Source organism: Flavobacterium sp. (genome assembly GCF_021151785.1).
Taxonomy (GTDB): Bacteria; Bacteroidota; Bacteroidia; order Flavobacteriales; family Flavobacteriaceae; genus Flavobacterium.
In genome coordinates, this window is sequence record NZ_JAGKWP010000094.1 from 1 (window position 1) to 9,083 (window position 9,083).

Genomic DNA, 9,083 nt, shown 5'->3' on the forward strand with positions numbered 1-9,083 from the left:
ACCCGGAGGATCGCGGTGAATTAAAAAAAGAATTTAAAATTCTTTTCATTTGAAAACAAATATCAACTATAGCCGTAGATGAAGTGGCGCAAAAAAAGGGTTGTCTAGTTTAAGACAGACCTTTTGCATAATGGAACACAAAACGTGTAATCCTTATTCTTTTTTATGATAATCGGAAGTAAAGTATAATTTTACACTTGGATATTTAGATTGAGTCATTTGTATCGAAAAATCACTATCTGCAAGGAAAACCAATTGTCCATGTTTGTCATGACCTAAAAATTTTTGTTTTACACGTTTAAACTCTGCAAATTCTTCATTCTTAGGGTCATCGGGTAATACCCAACATGCTTTATAAGCTGGGAAGTTTTCATAGGTACATTTAGCACCATATTCGTGTTCTAAACGGTATTGAATTACTTCGTACTGTAAGGCACCAACGGTTCCAATTACTTTTCTACCATTCATTTCAATCGTAAATAATTGGGCAACCCCCTCATCCATTAATTGGTCTAAGCCTTTTTCTAACTGTTTAGCTTTTAATGGATCTGCATTGTTTACATAACGGAAATGCTCAGGTGAGAAGCTTGGAATTCCTTTAAAATTCATTATTTCGCCTTCTGTTAAAGTATCGCCAATTTTAAAGTTTCCCGTGTCGTGTAAACCCACAATATCACCAGGATAGGAAATATCAACAATTTCTTTTTTCTCTGCAAAAAAGGCATTCGGACTCGAGAATTTTAAGTTTTTTCCGTGTCTAACATGCAAATAAGGTTTATTACGCTCAAAAACTCCCGATACAATTTTAACAAACGCTAAACGATCACGGTGTTTGGGATCCATATTTGCATGAATTTTAAATACAAATCCACTGAATTTATTTTCGTCGGGTTGTACCAAACGGGTGTCCGATTCTTTAGGTTTAGGCTGTGGAGCAATTTCGATAAAAGCGTCTAAGAGTTCGCGTACACCAAAGTTATTTAATGCCGAACCAAAGAATACGGGTTGTAGTTTACCTGTTAAATAGGCTTCTCTATCAAATGCAGGATATACTTCTTCTACTAATTCTAATTCTTCGCGAAGCTTGTTGGCTGGTTTTTCGCCAATGATTTTTTCTAGTTCTGGACTATTAATATCACTAAATGCAATGGTTTCTTCAATGTTTTTACGACTATCGCCTTCGAAAAGATTAATGTTTTTTTCCCAAATGTTGTAAATACCTTGAAAATCATATCCCATTCCAATTGGGAAACTTAAAGGAGTAACATGCAATCCTAATTTTTTTTCTACTTCATCCATCAAATCAAATGCGTCTTTCCCTTCACGATCTAACTTGTTGATAAAAACAATCATAGGAATATTACGCATACGACAAACTTCTACTAATTTTTCGGTTTGTTCCTCTACCCCTTTAGCTACATCGATTACAACAATTACTGAATCTACAGCAGTTAATGTTCGAAAGGTGTCTTCTGCAAAATCCTTGTGACCAGGTGTATCTAAAATATTAATTTTTTTATCTTTATAATTGAAAGCTAACACCGATGTAGCCACTGAAATCCCTCTTTGACGTTCAATTTCCATGAAGTCAGAAGTCGCTCCTTTTTTAATTTTGTTACTTTTTACAGCTCCAGCTTCTTGAATAGCCCCTCCAAATAAAAGTAACTTTTCTGTTAGGGTTGTTTTTCCTGCATCGGGGTGGGAAATAATACCAAAGGTTCTTCTACGTGCGATTTCTTTTTCGAAACTCATTTTAAAAAATTTTTGCAAAGGTAGTTATTCTCTAAACGAAAAAAAACCTTAGACTAACTAAGGTTTCAATTATCAATAGATTATATCTTTAAAATCTCATCTTCCTGTAGCAATTTTTCACCGCGAAGTCTTAAAATTACTTGAGCTACAGCTACAACATCTTTTTCACAATAGGTAATAATTCGATCTAAATCTTTATCTATGTAATATACTTTAGCTACTTCACTTCCCTCAATATCGTCTTTAGGAGAAGGTATCCCTAATACTTTTGTAAGTAATTTTAGTGAAGTAAAATGCTTAAAATCTCCAAACTTCCATAACTCCATAGTGTCTAAATGAGTAACTTCCCAAGGTTTTTTACCCATAATATTCAATTTATTCGGCACTTTAACTCCGTGAATAAACATCCTTCTAATAATATAAGGAAAATCAAATTCTTTAGCATTATGACCACATAATAAATGAACAGGCAACGAATAATGATTATTGATTAGGTTAGCAAAATCTTTTAAAATTTTATCTTCATCTCCATGAAAAGTGGTAACTCTAAACTGTTTTTTTCCCTTTTTAAAAGTAAAATAACCAACTGAAATACATATAATTTTACCAAATTCGGCCCAAATTCCAGCTCTTTCATAAAATTCCTCCGCTGTGAAATCATCTTTCCGCTGATACGCCGTTTTCTGAGTAAATAACTCTTTATAATCCTCATCTAATGATTCATAATTTTCAAACTCAGGAACTGTTTCAATGTCTAGAAATAAAATATTTTCTAACTGGATTAAATCTAACATAACAACTACTATTTTTTACGTTTCTCAAGCATTTTATAAGCCTCTTCTACATAGATATACAAATCATTACTATGCGGATCCGATTTTGTTTGTAAGCCTTTTAAATGACCTAATCGCACAATAATTAAATCATCTTGCGGAATTACGATTACAAATTGGCCTAAATGACCACGCATGTAAAATAATTTTTTACCTTTAATTTCCTGTAACCACCAGCCATAACCATATTCTGGACTATCTTTGAATCTGGGTTGTAATGATTTAGCAATAAATGTAGAGTCCAATATTTGTTTCCCATTCCACTTTCCATATTGCTTATATAATTTTCCAAATCGGGCAAAATCTCTTGCATTACTAGCAATACAACAATAGGCTTTTTCTATACCATCATTTTCATGATCTAATTGCCAAAAAGCATCATTTTCAGCACCCATAGGTTGCCAAAAAGACTTAGCAACATAGTCTGACAAATACATACCTGTAGCTTTTTCAATACACATGGCTAATAGCTGAGTTGCTCCACTTAAATATTTAAATGATTTTCCAGGCTTTTCATTTACATCAAGTCCTAAAATAACTTTCTTCAAATCATCATCAAAGTAAGCTCTTGTTACAATTGAAAAAGGGCTATAATATCTTTCATCCCAGCTTAATCCTGAGGCCATAGACGATAAATCACCAACGGAAACTTCTTTGGCATAAGTTCCTGTTAATTCGGGAAAAAAATCAACTACTTTTTGATCTAAACTTTTGATTTTACCCTGCATAATTGCTTTTCCTAATGCGGCAGAAACCACACTTTTTGCCATTGAAAATGAATTAGTTTTAGAATTGACATTAAATCCATCAAAATAACTTTCATGCCAAATACTATCATTTTTTATAATCAAATAGGCTATAGATTGTAATTCTTTGTGTGTTTGTGTTAATTTATCCGTTGCTACAACTGAATTATAATCTTTGGCTAATGCCCAAGGTTGAGCAATTCCTTTTTTTAATATTCTATTTGGAAATTCTTTATAATCTTCTAAAAAAGCAGTAGTGTATCCTTTGAAATATATAGTTCTAACAGCACGCAACAAATAATCTACATCAAAAATGTACATTAAAAGAATACTACTAGCTAAAAGTAAAACTAGCCACTTGGTAATTTTTTTTAATAATTTCATATAGTTTGAATTGAAATCTTTTGCAATGTAAGAAAAAGGATTAAAACAAACATTGCTGTTTTACAGGATTTTCATGTGCTAGTAACCATTTTTTTCTCCACAATCCACCAGCATAACCAATTAACGAACCGTCAGAACCAATAACTCGATGACATGGAATAACAATCCATAGTGGATTTTTTCCATTAGCATTTGCCACAGCTCTAATAGCTTTTGGGTCTCCTAGCTGATTGGTAATCTCTTGATAAGAAACAGTCTTTCCAAAAGGAATTTGAAGTAATTGATTCCATACTTTTTTTTGGAAATCCGTTCCTTTAGGGTTTAATTTTAAGTCAAATTGTTTTCTTTTCCCTTGGAAAAACTCTTCTATTTGCTGAGCTGCTTCTTCTAAATGAACAGGAATAGCTGTTGAAATTTTTTCAACCTCAGAAGTGATCGTTATTTTAGAAATTCCATCTAAATCACCTTCAATTAAAACGAACCCTAGTGGTGTTTGTAATGTAATTTGATCCATAAAAAAATCCCGATAAGTGTAAAGCCTTACCGGGATTAAATATAATAAAAACAACTGAATTATTTTGCAGCAGGAGCAGGTGTTTCTTCTGCTTGAACTGTACCTTTAATAGTTAAAATTTTAGGAGATGTATTTTCCTCACTTGTTGTAACTGTAATTGTTTTATGAAAAGCACCTGGAGAAGCAGCGTTATAAGTAGCTGTAACTGTTCCTTTTTCTCCTGGTTTAATTACACCTTTAGTCCAATTAGGTGTAGTACAACCACAAGAAGCTTTTACATCTTTCAATAAAATATCTTTTTTAGTTGTGTTTGTGAAAGTAAACTCATAAGAAACAGGTTTGTTTCTTTCAATTGTACCAAATTCATGAGTATCTTTTTCCCATTTTAATTGAGATGGTGTTTGTGGAGCTACTTGAACTGTTGCTGGTTTAGCCTCAGCTTGTTGTGCAAATGATGCCGTTGTAGCAAATAATGCAAAAGCAAGTAATTTAATAGTTTTCATATTGTGATAATTTTTAATTTTGTTATTAGCAAATTTATGAACATTTTTATATATTTCTGTTAATCACTTATCTAAATGGTGTTAATGAGTTGTTAACATATTAGTTATCATCGATTTTTATAATAATATAGCTAAAAATTAGCTCTTAAATATGAAACTATCTAAACTAAATATAGTCATCTTAATTGGTTTTCTTGCCATTATCGGTGTGATTGTTATGCAATTATTGCTCATTAATAATGCTTATAATTTAGAAAAAAAAGAAACTGAAGATAAAATCTTTTTCACATTACAAGATGTACTTGAAAAATTGTATCGTGATAAAAATTCTAATTTGACAGTCACTGATCAAGTAAAAAAAGAATCGGATAATTATTATATTGTCAATGTAAATGATGAATTTGAAAGCACCATTATTGAACATTATCTTACAGAAGAATTTTTAAGGCTAAAACTAGATTTGGCTTTTGAATACGCTGTATATAATTGCACGTCAAATTCTCTTGTCTATGGAAGTTACATTTCAAGTAAAGGTGAAAAAGAACCCATCAAATGTAGAACTTGCTTCACTAAAAACAATGATTATACCTATTATTTTGCACTTCATTTCCCAGAACTAAAACAAAATTATTTTAAAAATTTAAACCAATATTGGATTTATACGGGTGTTTTATTTTTCCTTCTTATCATTTATGTATACTCTGTTTTATTAATGTTAAAACAAAAAAAATATACAGAGTTACAAAAAGATTTTATTAATAATATGACACATGAATTCAAAACACCTCTTGCTTCTATCTTGATAGCTTCAAATTATTCAAAAGAGCAACCAGAAATAAAAAACAATCCTAGATTGGCTCGTTATAATCAAATAATCATTGATCAATCAAACAAACTAAACCAACATATAGAAAAAATTTTATATGTAGCTAAAACCGAAAGCAAACAAATGTTTATTGAAAAATCAAAAGTTGATTTGCTTCCTGTTTTGGAATTAGTTAAAGAAAATGTGTTTCTTAAATTCGAAAAAATCATTGAAGTTGATATTATTTGTTCCAAAAATTATTTAATCAATGCAGATAAATTTCATTTTTATAATGTATTATTCAACCTCGTAGACAATGCTGTAAAATATTCAGGGGAGAAACCAAAAATCAAACTAAAAGTAAAAGAAAAAAACAAGAAACTAGTAATCCAAATTTCGGATAATGGTTCAGGAATTCCAGAAAAAGACTTATCTTTCATTTTTGATAAATTTTATAGAGTAGCCCGAGAAGACAGTAAAGAAATTGAAGGATTCGGGATTGGTTTATCATATGTGAAAAAAATTTGCGACATGCACCATTGGAAAATTGAAATAAAAAACAACAAAGAAGAAGGAATAACTGCTGAAATAATAATCCAAGATTATGAATAAAAAGAAAATACTTTATATAGAAGATGATGAAACATTAGCCTTTTTAACAGCTGATAATTTAGAACAATATTTCCATGTAACTCATTGTAATAATGGTAAAAAAGGATTCGAAAGTTTTTGTAAAGAAAGTTTTGATATAGTTGTGTTAGACATTATGCTACCTGATATGGATGGCTTTGAAATTGCAGAACACATTAGAAAAAAAAATCAAGAAATACCCATCATTTTTCTTTCTGCAAAAACAATGAAAGAGGACCGAATAAAAGGCTTAAAACTAGGCGCTGATGATTATCTTGTCAAACCTTATTCGATAGAAGAATTAATCTTAAAAATAGAAGTATTCCTAACTCGAAGTCAAAAAAATGGAGAAAAAAGCATTAAAAAGACCTATGAATTTGGCACATTTACTTTTGAACCAGAAAATTATTTAATCAAAAATAAAGATCAAAAAATAACTCTAACCGAACGAGAAGCCCAATTACTAAAACTTTTTTTAGACCATCCAAATACCGTTTTAAAAAGAGAAAAAATCTTAATAGAACTTTGGGGAAGTGATGACTATTTTTTAGGTAGAAGTTTAGACGTGTTTATTTCTAGATTAAGAAAAATCATAAAGGAAGAACCTAATTTAGCTATTGAAAACATTCCAAGAGTAGGTTTTAAATGGGTAAATGAATGATATGAAGCAACTCAACATAGTATAAAACAAATAGAGCACCTTATTAGGTGCTCTATTTTTACTTAGTAAATACTAAACTAAGTTGGGTATTCTTAACTTAACTAATTTACTTTTTCACAATCAAGAATTCTGAACGCCTGTTTTGTGCGTGTTGCTCCTCTGTACAATCCGTACACAAAATCTTAGGTTCTGTCTCTCCCATACCTTTGCCTGTAATTCTATCTTTACCAATACCTTTTGAGATAATGTATTGCACCGTAGACTTGGCTCTTCGGTCTGATAGTCGTAAGTTGTAATTATCACTGCCTCTACTATCCGTGTGCGACTTAGTATAGATAACCATCGTTGGGTGTTCCTTCATTACTTCTACTAACTTGTCTAACTCCTCTGCGCCTAATGAAGTAATGTTCGATTTGTTGTACTCAAAGTAAATCGATTGTAAAATCACTTCTTTCTCCGTAACAATTGGCTTAATTGGAGTCAATTTAACCTCAATAACCGCTTTACCTCCTTCGCTTGGGCTCATACTTACACTCGCATTCTCATAACCGCTTCTTGTAACCGTTACTCCATAGCCTTGCTCGCAAGCTAATCCATATTTCGCCTCTCCTGAATCGTTGGTCTCTTGTGTAGCAACAACCTTGCTCTTCGCATCTGTTACTGTTACTTGCGCTGCTGATAATAACTTACCTGTTTCTGCATCGATAACTGTAACTAAAGCATCTACTCCACAAATCGGATCCGCTTGGTAAATATCATCATTCCCTTCTCTATTACTTGAAAAGAAACCTACTTTCTTCTCTTTATTGTAACTAAATGAAAAATCGTCTTTCTCCGTATTAACTGGTGAGCCAACATTCTTAGTCTCCTTTGTTGTTGGGTTGTATATAAAAACATCATAGCCCCCAAAACCTTGTCTACCATTAGAAGAGAAAAACAACAAATTGTCATCTGTAATAAAAGGAAAACTCTCATTATCAACAGAGTTAACCTCGTTACCCAAATTCTCCGGTGTACCATAGCTGTCACCATCTACGCTCACTTTCCAAATGTCTTCTCCTCCCATACCTCCTGGCATATCTGATGAAAAATACAACGTCTTCCCATCCTTGCTAATACTCGGGTTACGCATAGAATACTCCTTACTATTAATAGGTAAGGCTTTACTATTTGTCCATTTATCTCCAGCACCTTTAGTGGCTTTATATAAATAAATCTGTCCGTACTTCAAGTGCTTAGATTTATCCTTCTGAAACTCGCTCTGATTGAAACTCTCACTACCATAATACATCGTACTACCATCTGAGGTAATCGCCACAGGACCATCATGCCATTTTGTATTTAACTCTCCTACTTCTATCGCTTGGCTTAAACTACCATCAGCGTTTCGTGTAGCTTTGTAGATGTCTAAATAAGGTTGATCATCCATCCCGTTTTTCTTCCTTGACGTATTCCTTGCGCTGGAAAAATACAACTCATTGTTGCTTGTCAACTGTGCTCCAAAGTCCGCCTTATCACTACTAACATCCGATTTCTTGATGTTGTATAACTTGCTTTGCTGCTTGAGTTGTGTCAACACATTAGGATTATTTGTAAATGCCTTAGATCGCGGATCATTAGGTTGTAACTTAACAAAATGAGCCATTTGTTTGTTACTCTCTTGCATATTGCCTTCTGCCTTTAACATTTGAGCATAACGGTAATACACCTCTGAATCTTGACTGCTCTCTACTGCTTTAGCATACCATCTTACCGCTTCTTTGGTGTTGAATACATTGTAATAACAATCTCCTAGCTGCTTATAAACATAAGCATCCGCTTTGCCTTTCTCTACAAGCTTTGTATATGACTGAGCAGCATCAACATACTCTAATCGGTCAAAAAGCTTATCCGCGTCTTTCGTGTCTTTATTCTGTGCATAGATACTGCTAATGAGCAACATCGCAACGGCTGATATATATAGTCTTTTCATCTTTGATACTCTTTGATTTGATTAAAAATAACGTGGTGAACGAGATACTTTCTTACTGAAGTTAACATCAAACAACAATATTATCTCATGTGATGCAGGGGTAGTCACCTTTAAATCCGATACAATATGATCGTAAGCATATCCTAATTTTAAACTCGGTGTAATAGCATAATTCACCATCGCGCCAAAACTGTCATCTAAACGGTAAGTCGCACCAATCTCAAACTTATCCTTGAATAAAAAATTAGTCGATAAATCCAACGAAGTAGGTGCATTAAACGCA

Annotated in this window: 9 protein-coding genes; 2 read left to right on the forward strand and 7 right to left on the reverse strand. The window is 32.4% G+C overall.

Annotated elements, in window-relative coordinates; translation table 11 throughout:
- Positions 1-153 precede the first annotated feature (153 nt).
- The 5 genes from QZ824_RS09365 to QZ824_RS09385 all read right to left on the reverse strand — a co-directional run bounded on the left by QZ824_RS09365 (position 154) and on the right by QZ824_RS09385 (position 4,732).
- A complete protein-coding gene (locus tag QZ824_RS09365) occupies positions 154-1,752 on the reverse strand; it encodes a peptide chain release factor 3 (RefSeq protein WP_291275757.1) in 1,599 nt (532 codons plus the stop codon).
- Positions 1,753-1,832: 80 nt separating this feature from the next.
- Positions 1,833-2,546: a 3'-5' exonuclease gene (locus QZ824_RS09370; RefSeq protein ID WP_291275758.1), complete on the reverse strand. Its 714-nt coding sequence runs from the start codon at positions 2,544-2,546 to the stop codon at positions 1,833-1,835.
- 8 nt (positions 2,547-2,554) lie between these two features.
- Positions 2,555-3,715 (reverse strand): serine hydrolase, encoded by a 1,161-nt coding sequence (locus QZ824_RS09375; RefSeq protein WP_291275759.1) that lies wholly within the window; start codon positions 3,713-3,715, stop codon positions 2,555-2,557.
- A gap of 40 nt (positions 3,716-3,755) precedes the next feature.
- Positions 3,756-4,229 (reverse strand): methylated-DNA--[protein]-cysteine S-methyltransferase, encoded by a 474-nt coding sequence (locus QZ824_RS09380; RefSeq protein WP_291275760.1) that lies wholly within the window; start codon positions 4,227-4,229, stop codon positions 3,756-3,758.
- Positions 4,230-4,288: 59 nt separating this feature from the next.
- Entirely contained in the window at positions 4,289-4,732 is a 444-nt protein-coding gene (locus QZ824_RS09385) for a DUF1573 domain-containing protein (protein WP_291275761.1), read from the reverse strand.
- Between the two features lie 151 nt (positions 4,733-4,883).
- On the opposite strand from QZ824_RS09385, the gene QZ824_RS09390 reads away from it, so the two are divergent.
- Both QZ824_RS09390 and QZ824_RS09395 read left to right on the forward strand, forming a co-directional pair.
- The gene (locus QZ824_RS09390; protein ID WP_291275762.1) at positions 4,884-6,149 is read left to right on the forward strand and encodes a HAMP domain-containing sensor histidine kinase; all 1,266 of its coding nucleotides are present in this window, start codon (positions 4,884-4,886) and stop codon (positions 6,147-6,149) included.
- Complete coding sequence (locus QZ824_RS09395) at positions 6,142-6,828, forward strand: response regulator transcription factor (RefSeq protein ID WP_291275763.1); 687 nt, start codon at positions 6,142-6,144, stop codon at positions 6,826-6,828. Before QZ824_RS09390 ends, QZ824_RS09395 begins: the two co-directional genes overlap by 8 nt.
- 106 nt (positions 6,829-6,934) lie before the next feature.
- Here QZ824_RS09395 and QZ824_RS09400 read toward each other — a convergent pair whose 3' ends face one another.
- Both QZ824_RS09400 and QZ824_RS09405 read right to left on the reverse strand, forming a co-directional pair.
- The gene (locus QZ824_RS09400) at positions 6,935-8,800 is read right to left on the reverse strand and encodes an OmpA family protein (RefSeq protein ID WP_291275764.1); all 1,866 of its coding nucleotides are present in this window, start codon (positions 8,798-8,800) and stop codon (positions 6,935-6,937) included.
- A 21-nt stretch (positions 8,801-8,821) separates the two neighbouring features.
- The coding region (locus tag QZ824_RS09405; protein ID WP_291275765.1) for a type IX secretion system membrane protein PorP/SprF at positions 8,822-9,083 on the reverse strand (262 nt) is incomplete at its 5' end.

What these genes read in the sequence shown, in the direction of transcription:
- QZ824_RS09365 (WP_291275757.1), bottom strand. Translation starts at nt 1,752, where the DNA reads ATGAGTTTCGAAAAAGAAATCGCACGTAGAAGAACCTTTGGTATTATT.
- QZ824_RS09370 (WP_291275758.1), bottom strand. Translation starts at nt 2,546, where the DNA reads ATGTTAGATTTAATCCAGTTAGAAAATATTTTATTTCTAGACATTGAA.
- QZ824_RS09375 (WP_291275759.1), bottom strand. Translation starts at nt 3,715, where the DNA reads ATGAAATTATTAAAAAAAATTACCAAGTGGCTAGTTTTACTTTTAGCT.
- QZ824_RS09380 (WP_291275760.1), bottom strand. Translation starts at nt 4,229, where the DNA reads ATGGATCAAATTACATTACAAACACCACTAGGGTTCGTTTTAATTGAA.
- QZ824_RS09385 (WP_291275761.1), bottom strand. Translation starts at nt 4,732, where the DNA reads ATGAAAACTATTAAATTACTTGCTTTTGCATTATTTGCTACAACGGCA.
- QZ824_RS09390 (WP_291275762.1), top strand. Translation starts at nt 4,884, where the DNA reads ATGAAACTATCTAAACTAAATATAGTCATCTTAATTGGTTTTCTTGCC.
- QZ824_RS09395 (WP_291275763.1), top strand. Translation starts at nt 6,142, where the DNA reads ATGAATAAAAAGAAAATACTTTATATAGAAGATGATGAAACATTAGCC.
- QZ824_RS09400 (WP_291275764.1), bottom strand. Translation starts at nt 8,800, where the DNA reads ATGAAAAGACTATATATATCAGCCGTTGCGATGTTGCTCATTAGCAGT.